Origin of the sequence: Lichenifustis flavocetrariae (assembly GCF_026130545.1) — a bacterium.
Taxonomy (GTDB): Bacteria; Pseudomonadota; Alphaproteobacteria; order Rhizobiales; family Beijerinckiaceae; genus Lichenihabitans; species Lichenihabitans flavocetrariae.
Window position 1 is genome coordinate 93,722 of sequence record NZ_JAMOIM010000006.1, and the last position, 24,503, is coordinate 118,224.

General features: G+C 60.9%; 20 protein-coding genes. 8 read left to right on the forward strand and 12 right to left on the reverse strand.

What is annotated here, in order from left to right; all coding sequences use genetic code 11:
- Window positions 1-341 precede the first annotated feature (341 nt).
- Complete coding sequence (zapE, locus tag M8523_RS11065; protein ID WP_282584924.1) at window positions 342-1,514, forward strand: cell division protein ZapE; 1,173 nt, start codon at window positions 342-344, stop codon at window positions 1,512-1,514.
- Window positions 1,515-1,517: 3 nt separating this feature from the next.
- Here the strand turns inward: zapE and M8523_RS11070 are convergent, their stop codons facing one another.
- Complete coding sequence (locus M8523_RS11070; RefSeq protein WP_282584925.1) at window positions 1,518-2,129, reverse strand: extensin family protein; 612 nt, start codon at window positions 2,127-2,129, stop codon at window positions 1,518-1,520.
- 206 nt (window positions 2,130-2,335) lie between these two features.
- Window positions 2,336-2,956, reverse strand: coding sequence for a tyrosine phosphatase family protein (locus M8523_RS11075; protein ID WP_282584926.1), 621 nt, complete (start codon window positions 2,954-2,956; stop codon window positions 2,336-2,338).
- A gap of 192 nt (window positions 2,957-3,148) precedes the next feature.
- Here M8523_RS11075 and M8523_RS11080 point away from each other — a divergent pair, with 192 nt between their 5' ends.
- Together M8523_RS11080 and M8523_RS11085 are read left to right on the forward strand one after the other, a co-directional pair.
- Window positions 3,149-3,835 (forward strand): CatB-related O-acetyltransferase, encoded by a 687-nt coding sequence (locus M8523_RS11080; protein ID WP_282584927.1) that lies wholly within the window; start codon window positions 3,149-3,151, stop codon window positions 3,833-3,835.
- A gap of 106 nt (window positions 3,836-3,941) precedes the next feature.
- On the forward strand, window positions 3,942-4,805 hold the full coding sequence (locus M8523_RS11085; protein WP_282584928.1) for a glycosyltransferase: 864 nt from the start codon (window positions 3,942-3,944) through the stop codon (window positions 4,803-4,805).
- A 228-nt stretch (window positions 4,806-5,033) separates the two neighbouring features.
- On the opposite strand, the gene M8523_RS11090 is transcribed toward M8523_RS11085, so the two are convergent.
- The 7 genes from M8523_RS11090 to M8523_RS11120 form a co-directional block, all read right to left on the reverse strand.
- The gene (locus M8523_RS11090) at window positions 5,034-5,624 is read right to left on the reverse strand and encodes a hypothetical protein (protein WP_282584929.1); all 591 of its coding nucleotides are present in this window, start codon (window positions 5,622-5,624) and stop codon (window positions 5,034-5,036) included.
- A 207-nt stretch (window positions 5,625-5,831) separates the two neighbouring features.
- Window positions 5,832-6,248 carry a GtrA family protein gene (locus tag M8523_RS11095; RefSeq protein WP_282584930.1) on the reverse strand — a complete coding sequence of 139 codons (417 nt, stop codon included), beginning with the start codon at window positions 6,246-6,248 and terminating at the stop codon, window positions 5,832-5,834.
- Entirely contained in the window at window positions 6,245-7,528 is a 1,284-nt protein-coding gene (locus tag M8523_RS11100; RefSeq protein WP_282584931.1) for an NAD(P)/FAD-dependent oxidoreductase, read from the reverse strand. The genes M8523_RS11095 and M8523_RS11100 overlap by 4 nt, the downstream gene beginning before the upstream one ends.
- A 4-nt stretch (window positions 7,529-7,532) precedes the next feature.
- Window positions 7,533-8,465 (reverse strand): NAD-dependent epimerase/dehydratase family protein, encoded by a 933-nt coding sequence (locus M8523_RS11105; protein WP_282584932.1) that lies wholly within the window; start codon window positions 8,463-8,465, stop codon window positions 7,533-7,535.
- Window positions 8,462-9,199 carry an SDR family NAD(P)-dependent oxidoreductase gene (locus tag M8523_RS11110; RefSeq protein ID WP_282584933.1) on the reverse strand — a complete coding sequence of 246 codons (738 nt, stop codon included), beginning with the start codon at window positions 9,197-9,199 and terminating at the stop codon, window positions 8,462-8,464. The genes M8523_RS11105 and M8523_RS11110 overlap by 4 nt, the downstream gene beginning before the upstream one ends.
- Before the next feature lie 11 nt (window positions 9,200-9,210).
- Window positions 9,211-10,548 carry an FAD-binding oxidoreductase gene (locus M8523_RS11115; protein WP_282584934.1) on the reverse strand — a complete coding sequence of 446 codons (1,338 nt, stop codon included), beginning with the start codon at window positions 10,546-10,548 and terminating at the stop codon, window positions 9,211-9,213.
- Window positions 10,545-12,125, reverse strand: coding sequence for a UbiA family prenyltransferase (locus tag M8523_RS11120; protein ID WP_282584935.1), 1,581 nt, complete (start codon window positions 12,123-12,125; stop codon window positions 10,545-10,547). Before M8523_RS11120 ends, M8523_RS11115 begins: the two co-directional genes overlap by 4 nt.
- Before the next feature lie 373 nt (window positions 12,126-12,498).
- Here M8523_RS11120 and M8523_RS11125 point away from each other — a divergent pair, with 373 nt between their 5' ends.
- The 3 genes from M8523_RS11125 (at window position 12,499) to M8523_RS11135 (ending at window position 16,143) form a co-directional block, all read left to right on the forward strand.
- Entirely contained in the window at window positions 12,499-14,184 is a 1,686-nt protein-coding gene (locus M8523_RS11125) for a hypothetical protein (protein ID WP_282584936.1), read from the forward strand.
- A gap of 51 nt (window positions 14,185-14,235) precedes the next feature.
- Window positions 14,236-15,441: an acyltransferase family protein gene (locus tag M8523_RS11130; protein ID WP_282584937.1), complete on the forward strand. Its 1,206-nt coding sequence runs from the start codon at window positions 14,236-14,238 to the stop codon at window positions 15,439-15,441.
- A 372-nt stretch (window positions 15,442-15,813) separates the two neighbouring features.
- Window positions 15,814-16,143, forward strand: a complete 330-nt coding sequence (locus M8523_RS11135; RefSeq protein ID WP_282584938.1) for a hypothetical protein — start codon at window positions 15,814-15,816, stop codon at window positions 16,141-16,143.
- Here the strand turns inward: M8523_RS11135 and M8523_RS11140 are convergent.
- The 3 genes from M8523_RS11140 to M8523_RS11150 form a co-directional block, all read right to left on the reverse strand.
- Entirely contained in the window at window positions 16,115-17,449 is a 1,335-nt protein-coding gene (locus M8523_RS11140; protein WP_282584939.1) for a hypothetical protein, read from the reverse strand. The genes M8523_RS11135 and M8523_RS11140 overlap by 29 nt on opposite strands.
- A 187-nt stretch (window positions 17,450-17,636) precedes the next feature.
- Window positions 17,637-19,130 (reverse strand): right-handed parallel beta-helix repeat-containing protein, encoded by a 1,494-nt coding sequence (locus tag M8523_RS11145; protein ID WP_282584940.1) that lies wholly within the window; start codon window positions 19,128-19,130, stop codon window positions 17,637-17,639.
- Between the two features lie 306 nt (window positions 19,131-19,436).
- Window positions 19,437-20,993, reverse strand: a complete 1,557-nt coding sequence (locus M8523_RS11150) for an O-antigen ligase family protein (RefSeq protein ID WP_282584941.1) — start codon at window positions 20,991-20,993, stop codon at window positions 19,437-19,439.
- Window positions 20,994-21,338: 345 nt separating this feature from the next.
- Between M8523_RS11150 and M8523_RS11155 the strand changes: the two genes are divergently transcribed.
- Both M8523_RS11155 and M8523_RS11160 read left to right on the forward strand, forming a co-directional pair.
- Window positions 21,339-22,343, forward strand: a complete 1,005-nt coding sequence (locus M8523_RS11155; RefSeq protein ID WP_282585097.1) for a diguanylate cyclase domain-containing protein — start codon at window positions 21,339-21,341, stop codon at window positions 22,341-22,343.
- 78 nt (window positions 22,344-22,421) lie between these two features.
- Entirely contained in the window at window positions 22,422-24,467 is a 2,046-nt protein-coding gene (locus M8523_RS11160) for an NAD(+) synthase (RefSeq protein WP_282584942.1), read from the forward strand.
- Window positions 24,468-24,503: the final 36 nt, after the last annotated feature.

The following is a 24,503-nucleotide window of genomic DNA, read 5'->3' on the forward strand; positions in this document are numbered from 1 at the left end:
GTTGGCAAAATTGAAGTTTAGACAATGCGTCTGGGCGGTGGCGAGGGTACCCAAAGATCCTCCATTCTCAATACATGGGTCGTCAACCCGTCTGGCATCAACGAAAGCCTACCGACCCCCCATCCAATGCGGCGTGGATTGCCTTTGGTGTTATTTGTCCTTTCAGTTGAGCGGGATGCTGCTTCAGCGCCTCTGCGGGGGTCTCTCCTGGTGTCAATGATATTGGCCAAGCCTACGCTTCTGCAAACAGGGGCACGTGTTCGGGTTCTGCTGTCCGCTTGACGCGCGACCTGCCACGGGGTCTGTCCCCCGCGTCGATCGATGTCTTTGCGGTGTGATCCTTGAGCCCTTCCGTTGTCGCCAGCTACCGAGCCCGCACCGCCAAGCAGAACTGGACCTTCGATCCCGCCCAGGCCGAGGTGGCGGCGCGGCTTGATGAGGTCGCCGCAGCCGTTGCGGCAGCCGCGCCGGCCAATAAGGCCTCGGCGCTTGGATGGCTGTTCGCCGGACGTAGGGCCGAGGCCCCAAAGGGCCTCTATATTTTCGGCTCCGTCGGGCGCGGCAAGACCATGCTGATGGATCTGTTCTTTTCGCTGGTCGCCATTCGCCGCAAGCGCCGAGTGCACTTTCACGCCTTCATGGCGGATGTGCATGCGCGCATCCACCAGTGGCGGCAGGAAAAGAAGCGGCACGCCGTGAAGGGTGACGACCCGATCGCGCCGGTGGCCGAAGCCCTCGCCCGGGAGGCCTCGCTGCTCTGCTTCGACGAGTTCGCCGTCACCGATATCGCCGATGCCATGATCCTCGGACGGCTGTTCAAGGCGTTGTTCGCGCAGGGTGTGACCGTGGTGGCGACGTCCAATGTGGCGCCGCGCGATCTCTACAAGGATGGGCTCAATAGGGCGCTGTTTCTGCCTTTCATCGACCAGATCGAATCCCGCATGGATGTCGTGCAACTCGATGCCGAGCAGGATTATCGTCTGACCAAGCTCACGCAGGCCGGCACCTGGTTCATGCCCGACGATGCGGAGGCGGAACAGGCGCTCGACCGGCTGTTTCTCAGTCTCACCGGTGTTCCGGAGGGCCGGCCTGTTTCTCTGCCGCTTCTCGGCCGGTTCATCCGGGTTCCGTCAGCGGCCGCGGGGGTAGCGCGTTTCGCCTTCGCAGACCTCATCGAGCAGCCGCTCGGCGCCTCTGATTTTTTGGCAGTCGCGCAGGCCTTTCACACGGTGCTGGTCGACGGCATCCGGGTCATGGCTGCCGGCGAACGCAATGTGGTCAAGCGCTTCATCACCATGATCGACGCCTTCTATGACGGCGGCATCAAGCTGATCGCCTCGGCGGCCGATGTCCCACAGAACCTCTACCGAGCCGAGACTGGCCGCGAGGTCTTCGAATTCGACCGGACGGTATCGCGCCTGATCGAGATGCAGTCGCAGAGCTACCTGGCCCAACCACATCGCGGCGCCTCGCCCTTTCCCTCGGGTGGTACCGGCGGGATCGTCGAGACGTAAACTCTACTGGCAAATCTTGGCATTCCCTTTAGCGCCGCGCGGCTGCAGGTCGAAATGCCAGTGCGTCTCGTGGAAGGAATCGGCGCCGGGGCCGAGCGCTGTGTGGAAGAAGCCGCACCCGCCCGCGCGGGCGGCCCTATCGAAGTCGCGTTCCGTCTCGTCCTTGGGGTTCCCGATCGCCAGATGACGCCCGTTGGCGAAGGCCAGATCGGCGATATCGACCGCGAGTCCCTGGCCATGCGCGCTGATCTTCGCGCCTGGAATGTGATCACGGGTCCGGCATTCGAACCCTGGCCCGGTGCCGATCGCCGTGACGGCGGTGCCGAAGACACCACGGGTCAGTGGCACAAGAAGCGTGCGGAGATAATCGGTGAAGACGAGCGCCGTTGCGCAGGCAAGCGTCGGCCGATCCGGGAAATCGATCGGCAGGCCGCTTGCCGGATCGAGGCCCGTCAATTTCACCGCGTCGGCTACGACGCAGAGAGGCTCGGGTTGGGGCCCCACGCCGGTAGGCTCGAAGATCACGCCGGCCGCCTTCAATTGCGCCTGGCAACTCGGCTCGATGGCCGCCACGGGGGGCGGCGCGACCGCCGGCGTGTTGACGGGGGCCGGCACGACAACGGGCTTCTTCGGCGGCGCCGGGGGCCCCTGTTCCTCTTTCGGTGGTTCGAAAAAGTGTGGGCGTGGCACCGGCAGCGGTGGATCGGGCCTCGGCACGGTCAGATCGGCGCGAGAGGGCGTCGAGGCTCTCGCCGGTTCATGAAGGAAGACCGTGCTGGCCAAGGCCGCAGCCCCTGCGGAGAGAGCCGCTCGCATCCGGCTCAGGGCGTCATCAATCCCAGCTCGCGCGCGCCGACCGCCGCCATGGCGACCTCGTGAGAGCGGGCGTTGGCGTTCATGAAGGTCGCGATCTCGGGTGACCGCGCGAGTTGTCGGGCATAGAGCCGGCCCACGGCAGCGGTAAGTCGTCCATCGCGCCCGAGGCGCTCGTCGGCAAAACCGATCATCCGCGAGTTCGGCCAGGCCTTCTCGCGCGTGGCCAGGATGCGGCCTAAAATCGCGTCCTCATCCTCATGCGGCGCCGCTTGCGCCAGAAGCATCGCCATGGCGGCAGTCGAGCGCGAGATGCCCATATGGCAATGCACCAGCAGATGGAGGTCGTCCCGCGGCTCGGGCTCATGCAGAGCCTGGCCGAATGCCAGGATCGCGTCGACGTGCTCCGGCGTCGGCAACTCCACCGTGCCGCTGGGCTCGATCGCATCGTGGAACCGCAAGGTCATCCGATGGTGCGCGTCGTAGGCGTCGAAATCGGCCGGGTCCGGGACCTCGGGATCGAGAATCGACAGCACATGGGTGACCGCGCGCTGCCCATGGTCGCCAAGTTCGGAGAGGCCGCAGATCGTCAGCAGGGAAATGGGTGGAAGGGGAGCTTCGGTCGGCATGGAGGCGGGTTCCTGGAGTCGGCCGCAGACCTCATAACCCAAAACGAACGCCCCGACCAAACGATCACGCCTTCGCCGCGCCATGCCTCGGCCGAATCCATCATGTAAGTCCACGTGGTGGCGACGAGTGACCCGTGCGATCGTATCCGAAGGGGTGCCTTTTCGACGCGTCCCTGCCATAACGGAAGCATGATGGCAGTGCTCAAAGCCGCCTATACGGCGCTCATTCTCTACCTGATGCGAAGGCGGCAATTCGACAACGTCAAGTTGCGAACCTATTTCCGGAAGCATTATGGGATCGACGTCGGCCTGTATTCCTACGGATGTTTCGACCGCTGGCGGATGCCAGGTCCGTTGCGGGTCGGGCGCTATTGTTCGATCGCCGGCACGGTACGCTCGACCAACAACAACCACCCGATCACGGCCCTGACGACCCACCCCGTCCTCTACGAGCGGAAATTCGGCGGCATCGAGGTCGACCACGAATGGCAGGGCCGGCTCACCATCGGCGACGATGTCTGGATCGGTCACAACGTCGTCATCCTTCCCGGCTGCCAAAACATCGGACGCGGCGCGATCGTGGGAGCGGGATCAATCGTCACCCGGAACGTCGAGCCTTATACGATCGTGGCCGGCAATCCGGCCCGCAAGCTTCGGGACCGGTTCCCTCCGGACCTGATTGCCACGATCGAAGCGAGCCGCTGGTGGGAGCTCGACATCCCGGCTTTGCGGGCTCTGATTCAACAAGACCGCGCGCTCGTTTATCATCCAACCGCTGAGAGCCTCGCGGCCTGGATGGCAGCGGCGCAAGCCCAAGGCAATGGGGAACCGACCGCGCCGGGTACGGTGCGCCGGGAGAGCGACCGAAGTTTGCCTTGAGGGTCCAGATCGGCTACCCCCTTCCGTAAGGTTACAGCCTCGGTCGACGGACCGAGGCTGGTCCCATTTCGGTAGGCTCTGGTGTGCGGAAGTCTCGAGAGGTGTGATGCAGCAACGCGCCAGAGTCGTTCACGTCATTCTCACGCGCTTCAACTGTCGCTTCGTCGACAAGGATTTTCCGGCTCGCACCCAACCCGGTTGGCTCGAGAGCCGCTTCGAGTTGTTCGAGCGGTACTGCCTGCCGACCATGAAGGCGCAGACCGATCAGAATTTCGAGTGGGCAGTCTTCTTTGACGCGCAGACGCCGGACCCCTTCATTCGCCGGGCACGTGAGCTCTTCAAGGATCATCCGAATTTCCACATCCGTTTCCTTGAGGTCTATACGGGGCAGCACCTGAAGGACGATCTGAAGCTCCTGCTGGCGGATCGGTGTGACTGGCTCGTGTCGACGCGACTCGACAATGACGACGGGTTGGGCGCGACCTTTGTCGAACAGGTTCAGCGGCAGGTTGCCGCCGGTCGACGCGAAGCCATCAACTTTGCCAAAGGTTTGCTTCTCGGCCTGAAGGGGCTCTACGTGAGCCGTCAGGCCAGCAATGCGTTTCTGTCGCTGTCTGAGCCGTTCGATGGATTCGAGACGGTTCTGTATTGCCCCCACAAGGAAATGAGCCGGTTCGTGCCGATCCGGGATGTCGAGGCGCCGCCGCTCTGGCTGCAGGTGATCCATGGCGGGAACATTTCCAACAAGCTGCGAGGGCGGCGGATGCTCCGCGCCAAACTGCCCTCCGGCTTCGAATCGGTACCTGAACTCTCGACGCCGACCGTCAAAGAATCGGCCATGGTTGTGTATGTTGAGAACATGACCGTCGCCTTGGTGTGGGCCGCCAGGGACTTCGCGGCGCAGGCCTACCGCCGCCTTCGCGCGCTGTTCAGGAGGCAATCGCCAGATTTGATCAAGCCGGTCCGCTGACGTGGGTCAGATCCGACGCGACTTACTACATGCTCGTGCCCGGGCTTCTTGCACGGGATGCCGGTTGAACGGCCGGGGAAGCGGTTCCTTATGCTCCATTCGTCGGGCGACCCGGCGGTGAGCATCTGCTCATTCAGCCCGCGCGAGCGCTCACTCCAAGCGTTGGCGGGTACCTGCCGAAGCCGGTCGACCTCAACTCTCCAGTGCCATTGCCCGACAGCCCGCGTGTCAAAACATGCGGCAAGCGTAAAAGCGGACCAGGCTTCTTCGCGATCCAAATCCCTGTTGGAGGCTGCCTTCGATGAAGTTATGGCCCCCGGCCTGAGTGATGGTCGGTCCGCCCGTCAAGGTCTGCCAGCCCGCGCCATTGCTGGGCCTGACAAAGGCAATGTGGCCAGACTGCTTGGGGTTCGGGTTTTTATAGGACGCAACGGTAAGTCGTCCCTCGTCCGCCGACGCTTGTGCCTCGCGTTCGCCGGCGAGGGCTCTCCAGCCGAAGGCGTGGCCTAAGTCTCGCAGCCAGTCGGCTTGCGCATTGGCGAGAAGCTGCTGGCCATGCTCCGGCGGACGCAGGATGTAGACGCCAACCCGCATCGCAAGAGCCGCCACGAAAGCGCTGCAATGGGTATGTGCGTCGGTCCCGCCTGGCTTTGCCTTGTTTGCTCGTCCCGTTTCCCAGTCGACATTCCACCCCGACAGCCAAAGATGATCGACCCCACTGGAGTCGAACAGGTCCTCAGGACGCCAGTCGCCGCTGCGGGACGGGTGCCGGCCGCGAGACGACAGACTATGTGCTGCCTCAAGATATGTCGCGATCACGTCGACCCCCCTCAATCCGGTGGGTCTACAAAATCACAGCGCCAGACCGAAGTCTGTGCGACGGCTCACGTTGCAGCCTTGACGGCTTGTGCCGTCCTGGCTGCACTCGGGCGCAAGGAACACCTCCATCTTTCAGCAGGCAGGGAGGTGGCACCAATGGGCATGCTGCGACCGGCGCCCGATTGTTCCTCTCAGCGCAGAAGGGTCTTACGCCGTGCTAAAGGTGAAATATTTGTGCCCGGCATAGCTCGTAACGATCGGGCTTAGCACGCCGATGATATGGGCTGTCGTCTCCACGTGCCACGTATCGTGAAGGGCGGGGAGCAGCCAATCGGCCAGCACGATGCTGACGATCCAGACCTGGACGAGAGCCGCGAGGTTGATGAGGCAGAAGCGCAACGTCTCGGCATGCGCGGCCCGTCCCGATGTTTCGAAGACGAGAACCTTCATGGACAGATAGGCGGTCATCATGCCGACCAGATAGGCCAGCACGATCGACACCTGGTAGCTCAGGACCTGCGAGAACAGGATACGGGCCATGATGTTGCAGGCCGCCGCGAAGCCGCCGCAGAGGGCGAATCGGAGAAACTGCGAAGGAATGAGGGCAATGGCGCGGTCTCTCATACCGGGATCGCCTCAGCCATCATGCGGCCGTAGCGGATGCTTTCCGACACGCCGCGGTCTTCGGGATAGTAATAGCAGGTGTCGGCGATCTGCAGCCCGGCGATCGGGGTCTGGATCGGCGGGAGCTTGTCGCGAAAGTTCGGCTCGCACACCGGCTGGGCGTAGCGCAGACGCCCCACGGTCGAGTCGATCAGGTCGTCGGGTTTGATGTCGGGGGCGATCCGCCGGATGTAGCCGAAGGCCTCCTCGACGAAGCTGGCGTCGTCCCAGCTCCATTTCGGGTTCGTGGTCGGCATGTAATAGGGCACGTAGATCACCGTGTCCTTGACAGGCCGCAGGTTGGAAAATTCGATCAGGCCCGGGATCTCGATCGTGGGGTCGACGATATTGAGCCAGAAATTCTTGGAGACTGAGCGCTTCAGCTTGAGCAGCAGGCACACGACGCCGATGTTGCGGATCGCCGCATAGCGGGCTTTCCAATCCTCCGGCATGTCGGGCACGAGCTTGGCGATGAGCGGGGTCGGCACCGTCGAGATCACCGCATCGGCGGGGTAGGTCTGGCCTCCGGCCTCGACGCCGCTCACGCGGCCGTCGGCAGTCTTGACGAGCGTCGCCGGCGCACCGAGATGCAGCCGCCCCCCCTTTGCCTCGAAAGCTCGAACCAGCGCGTCCACCAGGGTCTGCGTGCCGCCCTCGATGTAGCCGAGTTCCTCCTGGAAGATCGATTTTCGCGAATTGCCGATCCGCTTGACCCGGGTTGCGATCCAGGACGCCGAGATGTCGTCGGCCAGCTCATAGAACTTCAAATGGAAGAGACGCTTCCACAGCGTCTCGTAGACCTCCCGTCCCGATCCGCCTTCGAGCCATTGCCGGGCGGTCAGGTGCTCGATGCCGTCGAAGGTGCGGCGCTTGGTCGTGTAGAACATCTGCAGACCGGTGCGGATCTTCGCCCAAAGGCTAAGATGCGGGAAGGTGAGCAGCGAGATCGGATCGCCCCACGGCCTGATCTTGCCGCCGATATAATAGCCCATCTTGGTCGGGCGCCATTTCATGGCCTCGGCGAGACCGAGTTCCTTCATCAGCGCGAAGGTCGGTGCGTCGGATTTGCAGACGAAATGGTAGAAGCGCTCGATCGAAAGCCCGCCGAAGTCGAGGTGGGCCGCCATGCCCCCCGCTACGCTATCGGCTTCGATGAGGTCGACCGAATGGCCGAGGGTCACGGCGCGATGGGCTGCGGCGAGACCCATGGGGCCTGCACCGATGATCACAAGACGAGCCATGGTCTCAGAAATCCAAAGTGATGGGGGCGTAGCGCGGATCGAGGTAGGTTTCCTCCAACGCGGCCTTCAGAGGCGTCGCGGTCACGCCGAAGCGGGCAGGCCAATCGATGACCGGGAAGGTTTCAGGAATGATCAGCGCTTCAAGTTGCTTGGTCGTGAAGGGAGGATTCTTGTCGACCAGCGCGTAAACCGTGAGCAACAGCCAGAACAGGCGATAGGGAATGTAGACGATCCTGGCCTTGGGTTTCACGATGTCGTGGATGAGCTGGATCAGCGCCCCATAGTCGATCTGCTCGCGACCCGAGATATCGAACGTGCCGGTGGGTTTTGATTCCAGGCAGGAGGCGATGATGCTGGCGAAATCGCCCACATAGAGCGGCTGCCGGATGAAGCGCCCGTTGCCGGGGATCGGGAAGACCGGTGCCTTCTCCATGAAACGACGGAGCCATCCCAGATGCTTGCGGTCGAACCATCCAAACATCAAGGTCGGGCGCAACGCCACATGCGGGATTTCCACCGTGTCGATGAAGCGCTCCTGCGCGGTCTTGCTCTGCGTGTAGAAGTCGTTGGCTTTGGAATTCACGACCGACGACGAGATATGCACGAAATACGGCACATTGTGCTGGCGCATGGCGTCAACGATGCGCTCGGTCGCCCGTACGTTATTGTCGATGAATTCCTTTTCGACGAGACCGCCGATCTGCGCCTGGTTCAGCACCACGGCATCGGCGCCCGCGAAGGCATCCGCCCAGTCGCCCGGCTGCGCCAGATCCGCCTGGATGATCTCCAGGTCGGGATGCATGCGCTTGAGCAGCGGCGTGTTGGTCGGATGCTTGTCGATGCCGATCAGGCGCATGTCGCTGCGAGGCGCGAGGCGCGCGAACAGGTTTTGGCCGACCAGTCCGGCCGCGCCCGTGATGACGATCTTTCGGGTCATATGTTCATACGGTTGAAGATGAAGGTGGGCAGGTGGCGGATGATCAACATGATGAAGCGCCAGTGCCAGGGAGCGTAGAGCACCGGGCCGCCCCGGTCGGCCGCGCGTCGAACCACGGCGGCCACCTGTTCGGGGGTCGCCCACAAAGCTCCCTTGCGGTTGAAACTCTCTGTCATCGGCGTGATCGTCGGACCGGGTTTCACCACGACGACACGCGGTCCCTGACCGGCGAAGCGGTGCGCGAGCCCTTCGACAAGCGTGGCGAGGCCGGCCTTGGCGGCGCCATAGATGAAATTCGCGCGCCTGCCGCGATCGCCGGCGACCGATCCGATCACCACGAGCGAGCCACGGCCGAGCTTCTCGAGCGCGCCCGCCGCGGCCAGGGTCCAGGCGGCGGCCGAGTTGAAGTTGATGCGCAGGATCTCTTCGGCCTGGGCCGGATCCCGTTCGGCCGGCCCCTGATCGCCCAGGATGCCGTAGGCGAGGATGATGTGATCGACGCCGCCGATCTGCGCCACGAAACGTGCAAAATCCGCCTCGATGCCATGCGGATCGGCAAGATCGCGAACCGCGACCTCGGCCTTGGCGGCGCCGCGGATCAGAAGATCGTCCCGGATGGCGAGCAACCGATCCTCCCGCCGCGCCACGAGCAGCAGGTCGGCGCCTTCTTTGGCGTAAAGCCGGGCCGTGGCTTCGGCAATCGCCGAGGTCGCGCCGAGGATGATAACCCGCAAAACCACTCCTCCTATGCGGCAGCCTGCATGCGGCGCCAAAACCGCGACGAGAATTGAGGATCGACGTGGTGCTCAAACGCACCGAGAGCCGGATAGCCGGACCGGAACAGATCCGGCGGCAGGCGCCCATCCTTGGCCGGGTAGAGCCTGCCGCCCGCTTCTCGCACGATGGCGTCGAGCCGATCAAGCAGGGAGAGCGTGTCGGACCCGCGATTGGGAAAATCGAGCGCCAGTGTCGTGCCCTCCCGTGGGAAGGACAAAAGGCCCGGAGAGACGCGATCGCCGAAGGTCTTCAACACGGCCAGAAAAGAACCCTGACCGGCCGCCGCGATGGTTTGGAGCATGGCGCGGGTCGCCTCGCGCGCCGCTGACGGCGGCACGACCGACTGGTATTGGTACATGCCGCGCCGCCCATAGATGCGGTTCCAGTGCCGCAATGCGTCGAGCGGATAGAAGAACGACAGGGCGGGGACGACCGCCTTGCCGGCCTTCATGCGCGAGCGCCAGTTGTAGAGCGTGTTGAATGCCCGGACCGAAAGTCCGTTCAGCGCCAGTTCGGGAAATTCGAAGGGCACCGCCGGCCCGGTCTTGTCGGCGAGCAGGCGCGTGCCGGTCGGTGCATGCCGGCCGCGTGAGAAGATGCCACGGCCGAGGCTCGCGCCAGTGGCCAGGCAATCCACCCAGGCCACGGTGTAATCGAAGCCCGCCTCGCTCTCGGCCGCGATGGCGAAGAAGCCATCGAGATCGTCGAACGGGACGGTTTCGGTGTCCATCAAGGCGCTGCCGGCCGGGATGACCTCAAATTCCACCCAGGTGATGATGCCAGTGAGGCCGAGCCCACCCACCGTGGCGGCGAAAAGACCGGTCGGGTCGTCGGGTGTCAGTTCCCATTCTACACCGTCCGAGCGCAGCAAGCCGAGCCGGCGCACCCAGCACCCGAAGGTGCCCGCGCCGTGATGGTTCTTTCCGTGGACATCGTTTGCCACCGCGCCGCCGAGGGTGACGAAGCGGGTTCCCGGTGTCACAGGAAGAAAATGGCCCGACCGCAGCAGGATCGGCAGCAGCGCGTCGAAGGTCATGCCGGCCTCGGCCCGCATTGTCCGGCGGGCCGGATCGAAGGCGATGCCGCGGTCGAGACCCGTCATGTCGATGACGGTCTGGCCGCCATTGAGGCCACTGTCGCCGTAGGAGCGCCTGGCCCCGATGGCAAGACAGGAGCGGCCCGCTGCGGTGTCTTCCCGAAGCAAGCCCGGCAGATCCTCGCGCCAAAGGGGACGCGCCACGTCCTGGGTTTCGCGAATGACGCGACCCCAGGACAGCACGCCCTCGGTCGGAGCGAAGCGGGTCACAGAGCCAGGAAAAAGAAAACGGCCGTCGCGGCGCCGATCAGGAGACTGGATTTGTCGCGCAGGGCGAAGCTGACCGGATCATCGTTCATCTGTCCTCTATGGGCCAAGAGCCAGATGCGGCCCACCCAAATCGACAGAATAACCGGGATCCCCCACAACATCTTCGGGTGATGATAAACGACCCCGCGCTGGGCTTCCTGGGCGATGAACAGGACCATGATGACAAGGGAGGCGACCGAGCTCGCGACACCCAAGGCGAGTGTCAGGGGCTCATCCTCGACACGATACCCGCGCCGCTCGAGACTGTGGGACACTTTGGAGCCGGCCCGGATGATCTCCGTGTGGCGCTTCGCTATGGCGAGCGACACGAAGAAAAACACCGAAAAGGTCAGCAGCCACTCGGCGAGGGGTTGGCCGAGGAGCGCGATGCCCATCACGAGCCGAGTGGTGAACAGGATGCCGATCACCAGCGTATCGAGCAGCGGAATGCGTTTGAGGCCGAACGAATAGGCCAGGGTCAGCGCCAGATACGAGGCCAGCGCCAGGGCAAAGGCATGCGACAGCAGCAAGGCCCCGATAAAGGCCAGGACGAGCGCACAGCCCGCCATGGTAAACCCGGCTCTGATCGACATGAGCCCGCTCGCCAGCGCACGGTGCTTTTTCGACCAGTGCCGCCGATCCGCCTCCAGATCGGCGATATCGTTCATGAGATAGGTGGCGGAGGTCACCATCAGGAGACAGCAGAGGCCGAGCAGCACATGCAGGATGGCCGACGGATCGGTCCAGCCATGGCTGAGAATGAGAGGCACGAAGATGAGCGCGTTCTTCGACCAGTGATGAACCCGCAAGGCCTTGAGGAGGGGCCGGATGCCGAGGGGCTTCGAGCGGAACTCGGCTTCGATCGGCTTGCCGAGGCGCCGCGCCTCGCTGGCGACGCCCGGCGCCACACCGGCCAGCACGATGCCGCGCGCCTTGGCCCACACGGCGAGGTCCGCTGCGCTATCGCCCGCGTAGACAAAACCATCCGGGAAGGTGCGGTCCAGATAGTCCGCCTTGGCGGCTCCCTTCAGGTTGATCACATCAGAGCCAACCGCGGAGTGAAACAGACCGAGCCGCCGCTCGATCGCCTCGACGATGGTGCGATTGGCGGCCGAGCAGAGGTGAATCTCACGCCCCTTTGTGGCCTCGTCGCGCAACCATTGCACCAGATCCTCACGTAGCGGAAGGTGTTCCGCCGAGAAGGCGATGCGGGACGACAGCCCCGCCTTGAACGCCGCGCGTCCCTGCTGCAGCAGGGGAACGGCTCGGGCCAGCCCCGAAGGATTGGTGAAAAGACCCACGGCGAGATGCTCGTAGAGCGAGTCGGTCAGGATCAATGTGTGATCGAGATCCACGATGAGCGGGTAGATCCGAGAGTCCGGTGACAACACAGACTGGCTTACCTTTTCGTTGCTCTCAAGTGGCTGCATATAAAGCCAGATCCGCCAAGTCTCAAAGCGCAAAAATATCGCACAAATCTGCGCGTGCGCAGAACAGTGTACTATCGTGTTTTGCCATAAAAATAGGCCCGCTGTCAAAACCTCAACCGACTGACGTGGACACCTTCTTGCGAGACAGATTTCGGAAGCGCAAACGACAGCTCGGCCGATTGCATTGAACCGCCACGCCGATTTACCTTGCTGGGCTGGTCTGCCCGGCGCGTGTCACTTCCCCGTCACCCTCTGATGTTGTGCCGATTCGCTGACAGCAGAGTCGGTTGCGTCACCCCGATCGCTGTGGCAAGTCTCGTAACGGAATGAGAGATCGGATGATCCACGTCGAAGACCAAGAAATGTCGTGTCTCACCGATCTCTTGAGTCGCCAAGCAGCCATATTGTCTCTGTGCCGCACCAATCTCTGGGATAAACCCCGTACGTGGCCTCACCTTCGGGTCTCTCGCAGAGAGCAGGCATGACGCCGATACCGTCACGCGTAAGCGGCCGATTGTCTGCGACCCTTACAGAATGGGTTCTTCCCCTCATCGTCTTGGGCCTCGTGTTCGCGGTCACCGTCGGGATCGTCGGTCCGTTCGGAAATTTCCCGCTGAATGACGACTGGTCGTTTGGCAGCACGACGCAGCGCCTATTCGCGACCGGCATCTGGGCTCCGACCAGCTACCCCAGCATGCCTTTGATCACCAACGCGCTTTGGGCGCTGCCGGTGTGCAGTGTCACGGCCTGCAGCTTCGATGATCTCCGCATCGCCACGCTTCTGGCGGCCGTGCTGCTGTTCGTCGCAACCTTCGTGCTGATCCGGTCGCGGGGCTCGGTGGCAGTGGCGATCGTCGCAGCCGCGACGATGATCTTCAATCCTATCGGTTACACACTCTCGTTCACCTTCATGACCGACGTCCTGTTCTGGGCGCTGGTCACCATCAGCGCGATCGTGTTCATCGCGTCGCTCGAACGAGACTCGGTCTTGCTGGCCGTCGTGGGCACCCTGGTGTCCATTGCTGCTACCCTATCCCGCCAACTCGCGTTGGCGGTGCCCTTGGCCTTCGGTCTTGTCTGCCTGTTGCAGGCGGGACCATGGCGGCGCAAGAGCCTCGTCGCGGTCGTCCCGGTCCTCGTTTGCGGCGCCGTGCTGGTGGGCTTCGATCACTGGCTCGTGGCGACCGGCAAGGTTCCGGCGCAGCTGACGGCTCAGTCCGAAGGTATCCTGCAATCCTTTCGGATGCCGGGCCTGCTGGCGAAACGTGTCGCCGAGAATATGGCCACGGCCTATCTCTATATGGGACTGTTCAGCCTGCCGGTATTGCTGCTGACGCGCCGTCCCGATTTCGAGCCGCCGAACGTCTGGCTCCGCCGCGCGCCGCGTCTCCTCGCCTGCGCGGCCGTCGTCCTGACGGTGGCGATCATGGTGGCAGCGCATCGCATCATGCCCTTCGGCAAGAACATCCTGGTGCCCGAGGGGGTGGGGCCCCTCACGTTGCGCGACGCCTTCGTGCTCGGCCTGCCGAACGTCCCGCGTCTGCCCGCGGCGTGGTGGATGGCCGTCACGTTGCTCGGCCTCGTGGGAACCTACGCTCTGGTGGATCGCCTGTCGCTCTTCCTCGTCGCGACCGCCCTCCGCTTCCCGAGGGAGCGCCTGAGGCCGGACGACGCGAGCCCTCTCTTCGCCGTGCTGGCCGTGCTGGCCTACACGACGCCCCTGCTGGCGCTTTCCGCCTACGACCGCTATTTCGTGGCCTTTCTGCCCTTGGCGTTCTTCGTTATCGTGGCGACCGCGAGTCCGGCGCCCGTGATGCGCTTCCGTTTTGGTGCCGCCGCCGCGATCCTTCTCGCGCTTACAGTGTTTTCCGTCCTGGCCCTGCACGATTATTTCGCCTGGAATCGCACCCGTTGGACGGCAATCGCAGACCTGCAGGCCGCCCATGAGGCCTCGCCAGAGACGTTGGACGGCGGCATCGAATATAACGGACTCTTCTCCTACGACCCCTCCTACACGCCGACTCCGAACAAGAGTTTTTGGTGGGTAAAGAATGATGACTACATGATCACCTTCGGCCCGGTCGCGGGGATGACGGTGCTGAAGCAATATCCCTATCGGGCCTACCTGCCGCCGTTCGAGCGATCGATTTTTGTCCTTCATCATTGATGACCGGGATTTTGCCAACGTCGAAGGAGTTCGCCTAGTGGGGCAAGCACGATGACAACCATCCTTCCTATCATCGGCCTCATTCTCATGATGGCGACAAGCTATGCGCTGGCATGGTGTTTTTCCCGGTCGCAGCCGGTAGCCAATCAGGCTGCAAGAACCGGATGCCTCGATGGATTGCGTGGTTATCTCGCTCTGAGCGTCGTCGCGCATCACTTTCTGCGTGTGTGGAACGACGCGCGGTCCGGCAGCATGGTCGCGCCGGATGGAAACATCGTGTTTCAGAACCTCGGACCGACGGCTGTCATGCTGTTCTTCATGATCACGGCCTTCCTGTTCTACAGCAAGATCGTCGCGGCTCGTGGTACGTTGGACTGGCGCGCTCTTTATACGTCCCGGTTCTTTCGGCTGATCCCTGCCTATTGGATCGTCCTCGCCGTCATGCTCATCTTGCTGATGGTGTTGCAGGACTGGAAGCTGCAGGTGTCGCCGTCGCGGTTCTTGTCGGAAGTCGCCCGATGGATGCTGTTCACCTTGCCGGGTGGGCCACCCATCAACGGATACCGGGAGACGGGGAGCCTGCTCGCGGGCGTGATCTGGACGCTCAGATACGAGTGGCTGTTCTATCTTCTGCTTCCGGTCCTGGCCCTCGTCGTGTGGCACTTGGGTCGCACGCAAATCCTTCGCCTCGGCATGCTCGTCGTGGGCGCCCTGGTGACGGCTTTCGGCCCTGCCATCGTTGTGTTCCATTTCTCGTCGGCCTTCGCGCTTCCCTTTCTTCTGGGTATGATCGCCGCCGAATTGAACGGAATCCGGAGTCTCAGGAGCTTCGCCCGTGATTGGCGAGGGACGTTGGCGGGACTCGCCTGCCTTGGCCTCCTCCTCACTTGTGCCCCAGACGAGAGCCTTACGTGGCGCGCCCCCTTCCTGATCGTCTTCTTTCTGACGGTCGTTGCGGGAAATAGCTACTTCGGTCTCCTGGCGCGGCGGCCGAGCATCCTGCTGGGAGACGCGAGCTACAGTATCTATCTCCTCCACGGGCTAGCCTTGAACGCAATGCCTCTCGTCTTCGGGGCAACGATCTACGCGGACGCACAGGGACTGACGGGCTGGCTTCTCCTCCCGCCAATTGCCGCCACGATCGTGGTTCTGGCGATCCTCAACTATCGACTCGTGGAAGCGCCGTTCATCCGAATGGGAAGAGACGTTCTGCGAGCCCGGCGGGAAGCGCCCGTTCTGGCGAAGATCGCGCCTTAAGATCATGCATTTTCGTACTCCCCACCACTCTATGAACCGTCGAGCGCCTTCTCGTCCTCCTCATCTTAGCTCGACTTTGCGCATTTTGCCGGTGTCGCTGGTCCGCCCTGGCGGCCGCCCGCATCCCGTTCCTGATGCTGGTCGGTTGGTTCGCGGCTTCGGGACCTGTGGTGATCGGCCTTGAAGACACCATTGAGCATTGGGCGTCGATGGGTTGCCAAGATCAAGGCCCGTGGCATCTACCGGGACCCCGTAAGGTCGAGCCACGGGCACTTTTTCAAGGCCAGCGGATTGCGCTGGCTGTCGGCCATGCTGCTGGCGCCGGTTTCCTAGACCGGTCGTATCTGGGCGCTCTCTTTCCTCACCGCGCCGATGGCGTCGGTACGCAGGGTCAGGCATAAGACGCTGGTCGACGGCGCCCGCCAGATCATGCTGCAGATCGCCCGCTGGCTTCCGGGCCGCCCCATCGTGATCGTGGCGGACAGCATCTTCTCGGCCATCGATCTGCTGGCCGCTGTGTGGAACCGCGTCAGCGTCGTCACGCGGCTCAGGTTCGATGCTCGCCTGTTCGCGCCCGCGGAACCGCGCGAGGCCGGCGCGATCAGGCGACCACGGCGCAATGCCGAGCGGCTTCCGACATTGGCCCAGCGCCCCCTCGAGCCGCGGATAACGCTCATCGTCCACGATCCACATTACCGATGAAAGTATCAGGTAGCGTCAGGGATATTTGCGACGTCCCATTTCCCGGCGGAAGCCGTATTTCAGAAGGCGGGATAGTGGCCGGCCATATTTCGACCACACAGGCTCGAACACTTGAGCACTGATGTACCTGTTCCGCCCAGGACGGCCCGGTGAGGAATCGCTGCGGCCAGCTCGACAACAGGCGTTGTCCCACCCCATTTGCTGCAATGATAACAAGCAGCAGCGTGGAGAATGCTCTGATCGCTACATGATTAGACGTCGAAAGAAGCAAGAGCGAAATGACAAGACAGCTCGCCCCGAAAAAGAAGTATCGACTACCGACTAAAGGCGCTGTTTCCAATACGGAAGCACCAGGGATTGATCCAACAACGTTCAGCGCGGTCACCAGGACCCACAAGCCAACAACGTAAAATATTTGTGACCTCAACCTTGATTCGACGTGTTGCCTCCAGGCAAATAAAATCAATGTGCTAAATAAAAGGCAAATCAATATCGAGAAATAATGCATTCCGACCCAAGTAGTTACAAGACTGGTTGCCTTAACGCCAACTATAGGCTGAAAAATGGTGCCAGCGATGATGGACTGGACGATCGCCAAACTATGCAGGTCATACGACCTGTTGGAAAACTCGGTTGTTAGGATAGCTAGTAGCTGCACACAAGTCGATAGCGCGAGCAATCCCCCCAAAGAGGCAAAGACAACCGATCGACTCAAAATGCCTTTCGCTATAAATCCCGGTGCAAGCATACACGACGGGACGCCGGTCAATCCGCACAACAATGTCCATGCACAAGCGATACCGAAACGACGCCTAACTATATCTTCATTGAGAAGAAGAACCATTAAAACGCTAAGCGAGCATAACCACTGTATATTTGTCGATGTTAGCCAGACTTCGTAACTTTCGGGCAGAAAGAACCAGCCAGCCAAAAAAAAGAGCGCGAATCCGGGAGCATTAGCTACACCCATCGCCCAGTATGCGAGCTGCATGAACAAAACACCACTGACTATAAACGCCGCGTAAGTGGTCACGTATGGCATCAGATCAACATACGACCTGATGGCGAACCAGCATGCTATTGCATTGATAAGTTGTACAGACCCACGATAATTATAGGTGAGCGCCTGAAGGAAGCTCTTTGAAGCCATGTCAGGCATGAATACGGACCCCTCTTCAGCCCATAACCGCCCATGCAGCATAACTTCAGGCATTTTGGTAAAGGAAAGAATGATGAAGAGCGCGGTCATCAGCATCCATCGTCTGCTGCTTTGGCTAGTGAATGCCACATAGATGCTGTCGAACATACGTCTCCATTCCAGATTATCGCCTACCCGTGCACAAAGCCGCGACTAAGCGTCAATACGCGATTTGCTGGCCACTTACAAACTGTTGCGCTCTGGTTCCTGCTCGGCTGCAAAACGTCAAGAGGGTCGTAGGCATCGTCTCCTTTTTCAGACGCTGCCTACGGCCGACGAATTTCCTAAACTTTTCTTAATTCGAGTAGGCTCCGATGTCGACAGGGACTTTCCTTGTTTTTCCAGTGATATCGGTCGTTGGTGCCTTGGCTGGAGAGCCTGCCCCGATGCCTGCGCTGCCGCCTTTCAGCCTCAGGTCATAAGCGCCATTTGCATTGTCCAGTTTGACAAAGAGCGATGATGGAGTAGGGACAAGAGTAGTCTGTGTGGATGGTTGGCCGGACTTTACCAGCGCCACGGTTATGCTACCCTCCTTGCCGATGAGCTTCGATGTGAATATATTGTGGTCATAGCTTACCCCGGGTTCAGCAACGGCCAGCACTGGAGCAATATTATTTCTAACAAGTATATTGGACGGCAGTGACCCATCTTTTCCATGTGAAATCCACAGCAAGGCCTGCGTTGAGCCGCTTGAAACAACAGTATTATTGATTACCGAGCTGTTTTTTGCACCAAATACAGCAATTCCATTATTCGTATCTGTCACAACAACATTATTCTGGACAATGAGGTTATCCCACTTCCCGTCGAAGATCGAGATGCCTTGCAGGTAGCTGTCTGGGTCATTCAATTTGATGATCTTGTTGTCTTCGATTCGAACGTTCGAGTTCGTTGTATAAGCGCCATTCACAAGGTTCGACCAGCCCTGAATAGCATCAGCATGATATCCGTTTAGCTTGTTGATATTTCCATTCGTAAATGTATTGCCACGAACCGTTATATTGCTATATGTTATGTCGATACCGTCAGTCTGGAAATAATCGACAACGTTGTTGGCGAAAAAATTACTGTCCTTTCCCATCATGGCGCCATTAAATACGTTATAAATCTTGCTGTTGGTCAAGCTAACGCACGAAACTCTTGAGGAAAACGTGGTGAAGTAGGGCTTCAATATCCAGTCTGCATCCGACCAGCCTCTAGTATCGTCAGTTGTAGAAAACGTGTCATTGGAAAACACAACATTATTCGAAATGCCCGTGTAATCACCGTCTCCAACCGTCACTTGTCCGTCCAAAGGTTTCTTCTTGACGTCGGTATTGGTGCTCGGGCTCCCTCCCTGGAATTTTATGCCCTGAAAGACAAACTTGGCAGAACTCACGATGTTCATTTGGCGAATGACGGGGGTTTGGCCCGGTCCGGCCATGACCCAAACGAAATCTGTATTGAAGGAGTTCAGAATCTTGAGTGTGCCGTAGTTTCCACTCATGAGGATGACAACATCACCTGCTTTAATCGGACCTGATGGGTTCACGTCTCCGTACGATTGGTTCTTATTCGACCACGCTTTTGCCGACAGAAGCTTGTTGCTCATTCCGATGACGGCCGTTAGGTTTTTCCAGGGCTTTGCCGCCGACCCATCACCTTGGTCCGAACCTTTTACAGGGTCGACGTAGAAATTGCGGTGACTTGGTTTAATGCTCGGCACTGGGCACCCAGGATAGACTTCAATCGCTTGGGCAATGGCAGGACAAACCGCCATGAACATACCTGCTGCCAGGACTCTTTTCAACAACGCAACCTCCGCATGTTAGATGCCGTGTTATAGAACGTAGTTCTGTCGGCCTCCCTAACGGAATTACGACGTGTTGTAACAATGCTTCAGATATTGAGGCCTTCTGTCCCAGGAACCGCTTTTGAAGCCGGGAGGCACCCCTAGCGTACCTCGTGCATAGGTTAACGGCATGTGTCCAGTCGAGACGCATTCCTAAGCCAATTGGACCCACGTTCGGAATGGTCAAACCTGACAACACTCCCCTCGGTAGATATCTTCGCGGTTCAGACGAGGTGCAGTTGCAGGCGAATCCATTAAGTCCAATCAGGGCGCTCCTGTTCGGTAATTCACTTGCTCTGGTGCAGTGTTTCCGGACGTTGTAACCCGCTGCAGCGCGAAGACAAGCCCGATTAAGATCAATAGTAGCGTATTGTTTTCGGTTTGAGACGTTGTGGTTCGATCGACCGCATACGCAATCAACGCACACCCAATGGCTGCGCCGGTTGCAGCAAGCGGTGATTTATTGGTTATATAGATACGGAAGCTGATCCAGACTGCAACGGCGATCATGCCGAAGAACAGCCCGAACCCAAGCACCCCGTTGTCTAGAAGGAGATTAATCCGGTAGTCGTCCATTGTTGCTTGGCCGCGGCCACCTGTGACGAATTCACCTGCTACGCTCGCTGTACCAAACCCGTGGCCCCACAATGGGCTCTGAAAGATTTTTGGCCATGCAGTCGCCCACTGCTGTACCCTGCCCTGGTCGCTAAGCTGGGTTGTGCCATTCCCGAAAACCATCACATGAAATTTGTTTACAAATGTGACTGCAGCTGCGACGATGGTTACGGTACCGGAAGTTAGAAATAGCGCAATGCCACCAGATAGACTTTCCGGATGTAAACGGATCTTTCGGATTGCCCAAATAATCAAGAAAACGCTTAGAGCCACCATCGAACAGACGTAACCTCCTCGTGATCCTGAGTAGGTCAGCGACAGAAAACCGGCAATAAAGCTGACCAGTCCCAGGAGACGGTGTCGCCCGGAGTCTCCATGAATCAAGAAATAGGCGGCCACAGGCGCTACCATCGCCACCATCTCAGCCCATGACAGCCCAATGCTATATGCCGCGGTCGCGCGATAGATGCCGTCGCGGAATGAACCCGTTTCCGCGCCTGCATACATAGGAGTGTTTTCAATTATGTAGGCACGACTGGACGCCGGAAGGAGCTGAAACATAAACGGCTTCTGGACGTGAAATTCGATGCCGCCGAGCACGAAATCGATGATCATACAAAAAAGCATGACCTTGAGCAGCCCAACGATGTTAGCACCTTTCTCGACGAAAATTATAACGGCGAGGAATGGCAGATACCAAGTCATTGTATACTGAACGAGAACGTTTATGGTTGAGCTGGGAGCGACAGAAACGGGAAACGTCGCCACGATTAGTGCGTAATAACCTGCAGTCATATAGAAAAGTAGAGGTGCTGCCTTTAAGCGGTTAATCAACAGCGTTCTATATTTAGATGAACCGCAGATGGTTATGACAAGTGCGCCAACGAAGATGTAGAGGAAGAAACGCCGAACCGAAATGAAAGGTACACCCGGAATTATGATTGCGAGATAGAATGGAGTACAGACAGTAGCTACGAGGAAAGGGACAAACGAGCGGCGTGCCAGGCGACTAGGAACAGACCGTAGATCTGGCAGAGTCCAGAGCAGGATGAGGCCTGCCAAACCGACAATCCCAAACGGTACGCCGGCGGGGAACAGCACGCAACCGACGCCGACCACAAGACCGATGAACGCCAGGCTCCCCGCGATCAACGTCTTGCGGGCGGCCCAGCCCGTTGTTGCGAGAACGGACGACAGCATGCTCATTCGTGCCTCTCCGGACGCCTCCTGACGTTGCGTCAGATGGCGCGACCATACATAAACGGCACCTCCCGTCCAGCGCGCATGCGATCGGCACCAAACGTGGTTATCGGAATCCTGTCTCCACCGGACCTCGGCAAGAGACTATGGGGCTACCGCTGTTCTCCAAGATTGCGGGATTGCACCGGCCTCTCGATAGGGCATGACGCGGGTTTGGTCGCGCCGAGCGGCTCACAAGCCAATAAATTCACACGTCAGTGCTAGACAACTTAGACTGAGCAATTCAAGCTCGGCTCTCCGCCGAGTGCCAGGACGAAACGCGCGTGATACATCCGAGACTGCCGGCACGTGATGCAGCCTGACGCCGGATCGATGGGGGATGTCGCGACGCTTCATCGCGAAAAACGGTTGCACGAGCAGGCTTTTAGGCTCGTCAACATGGGCGCCTGGGAATGCGACCTTGAGACCGAGCAGCTGGCGTGGACCGATGGCGTCTACCGGCTGTTCGACATCGAGCCCGGCGCGCCGCTGAAGCGATGCCCGATCCTCGAGATGTATTTCGAGGAGTCGCGCCGACAATTGGAGGCGATCCGGGCAGAGGCCATTCGCCTGGGACGCCCATTCGCGCTCGACGTCCGGGTGCGGACGGCCAAAAATGAGAGCCGTTGGCTGCGGATCACGGCCGATGTCGCCTTGGAGCGAGGGCGTCCCGTTCGGCTGTTTGGCGCCAAGCAGGACATCACACGCGAACGGGAGGAATGGGAACGCCTGCGCCACATGGCCGAACGTGATCCGCTGACGGGACTGGCGAATCGCCGCCTCTTCGACGCGCATTTTCGGGAGATGGTCAGCGACGGGATCAACCATGCCTTCGTGTCGGCGCTGGTCCTGATCGATCTCGACCGGTTCAAGCAGGTCAATGACCATCTCGGCCATGCCGCCGGAGACGAGTGCCTGCGTCAGGTGGCGATCCGGCTGCAAAAGGCACTTCCGGATGCCGCGCTGATCGCCCGCCTGGGCGGGGACGAGTTTGCCGTACTGCTTCGAGCGCCGCTCGATGCGGCCGGGATCGCAAGATTGCTGAAGCGGGCGTCCCTCGCATTGTGCCGGCCGCTCGCCTGGAACGGCACTCACATGGACTTCGGCGTCTCGATCGGGGCCGCAGTTCTGCGGCAGCCGCCTGGCTTTAAGCTCTCGAACCTGTTCAACCGCGCGGATGCCGCCCTCTATGCGGCCAAGGCAAAGGGCGGAAACAGCGTCAATATCGATGGGGCCGCCGTGACGGTAAAGCCCTCCCGCTTCGGCCGCGCCCGGATCGATCCGCCGCCGTTGACCGGCGGGCCAGTCATGCCTTGATGTTTTTCGGGCTGCGGGTATCTCGCCCTTGAACAGAGGACGCGTTTCGCGCCATCTCCAGACTGGAGGAGCCATCCGATGAGCTTTCGGTCGATCTATGCCCACGGCTTCGCACGCGTCGCCGCTTGCACCACCTCTGTGGACCTCGCGAACCCGGCCGCGAATGCCGCCACCATTCTGAAAACCTTGCAGGCCTGCCATGCGCGGGGGGTCGCGCTCGCACTTTTTCCGGAACTCGGGGTCTCGGGCTACGCCATCGACGATCTCCTGATGCAGGATACGTTGCTCGCGGCCACAGAAGCCGCACTTGGCACGATCGCGGCGGGTTCGAAGGATCTTCTGCCGTTGATCCTGGTCGGCGCGCCCCTGCGGCATGGGTCGCGGCTCTACAATTGTGCCGTCGCGATCCATCGCGGCGCCATCCTGGGCGTCGTGCCGAAGACGCATCTGCCCAACTACCGGGAGTTCTACGAGCATCGCCACTTCGCCTCCGGCGAAGGCCTGGAAGGCGAAGCGATCGAGATCGGGGGCGCGCTCGTGCCCTTCGGTCCGGACCTCCTTTTCCAGGCGGCGGACCGGCCCGACTTCACGGTGCATGTCGAGATCTGCGAGGATGTCTGGATTCCGATGCCGCCGAGCGGCGTCGGGGCCCTTGCGGGCGCCACCGTGCTGGCGAACCTGTCGGCCAGCAACATCACGGTCGGCAAGGCCGACACCCGCAAGCTGCTCAGCCAATCGCAATCGGCCCGCTGTCTCGCGGCCTATCTTTACGCCGCCGGCGGCCGCGGCGAGTCGACCACCGACCTCGCGTGGGACGGTCAGACATCGATCTTCGAGAATGGCGTCACGCTGGCCGAGAGCCCGCGCTTCCCCGAGGGCGATCAGATGACCGTCGCGGATCTCGACCTCGACCTCTTGCGCCAGGAACGCATCCGGCAGGGAACCTTCGAAGACAACCGGCGCCATTTCGGCATCGGAAGCGGCACGTTTCGAACCGTGACGTTCACGCTCGATCCTCCGCTGACCGATATCGGATTCGAGCGGCACATCGAGCGCTTCCCCTTCGTGCCGGCCGATCCCGCGCGGCTGAACCAGGATTGCTATGAGGCCTACAACATCCAGGTCTCGGGACTGCAGCAGCGGTTGGAGGCAATCAAGACCAACCGCATCGTCATCGGCGTCTCGGGCGGCCTTGACTCGACGCATGCGCTGATCGTCGCCGCCAAGGCCATGGACCGGCTGGGCCTGCCGCGTTCCAACATCCTGGGCTTCACCATGCCGGGCTTCGCCACCGGGGAGGAGACCAAGGGCAATGCCTGGGCCCTGATGCGCGCGCTGGGGATCACGGCGGAGGAACTCGACATCAAGCCGGCCGCCCGGCAGATGCTCGCCGATCTCCGTCATCCCTTCGCGGACGGCAAGCCGGCCTATGACGTCACGTTCGAGAACGTGCAGGCGGGTCTCCGCACCGACTACCTGTTCCGCCTCGCGAACCACAGGGGGGCCATCGTGCTCGGCACGGGCGACCTCTCCGAGCTGGCGCTCGGCTGGTGCACCTACGGGGTCGGCGATCAGATGTCGCATTACAACGTCAATTCCGGCGTGCCGAAGACGCTGATCCAACACCTGATTCGCTGGGTGATCAGCTCGGGCCAGTTCGAGGGCGAGGTCAATGCGACGCTCGACGCGATCCTGTCGACCGAGATCTCGCCCGAACTCGTGCCGGCCGCGGCCGGCGAAAAGCCGCAGAGCACGGAAGCCAAGGTCGGGCCCTATGCGTTGCAGGACTTCAACCTGTTCTACACGCTGCGCCACGGGTTCAAGCCTTCCAAGATCGCCTTCCTGGCCCTGATGGCCTGGGAGGACGTCGAGCGCGGGTCATGGCCACCCGGCTTCCCGGCGGACAAGCGCGGGGCCTATGGGTTGCCGGCCATCCGTCACTGGCTGACCGACTTCCTCAGCCGCTTCTTCGGTTTCAGCCAGTTCAAGCGCTCCGCCATGCCGAACGGCCCCAAGGTCTCGGCCGGCGGTTCCCTTTCGCCGCGCGGCGACTGGCGCGCCCCGTCGGACGGGAATGCGAAAGCCTGGCTCCAGGAGCTGGAGGCCAACGTTCCGAAGGCGTGAGATCGCCCGGCGACGAGGCCAAGCGGTTTGCGAATT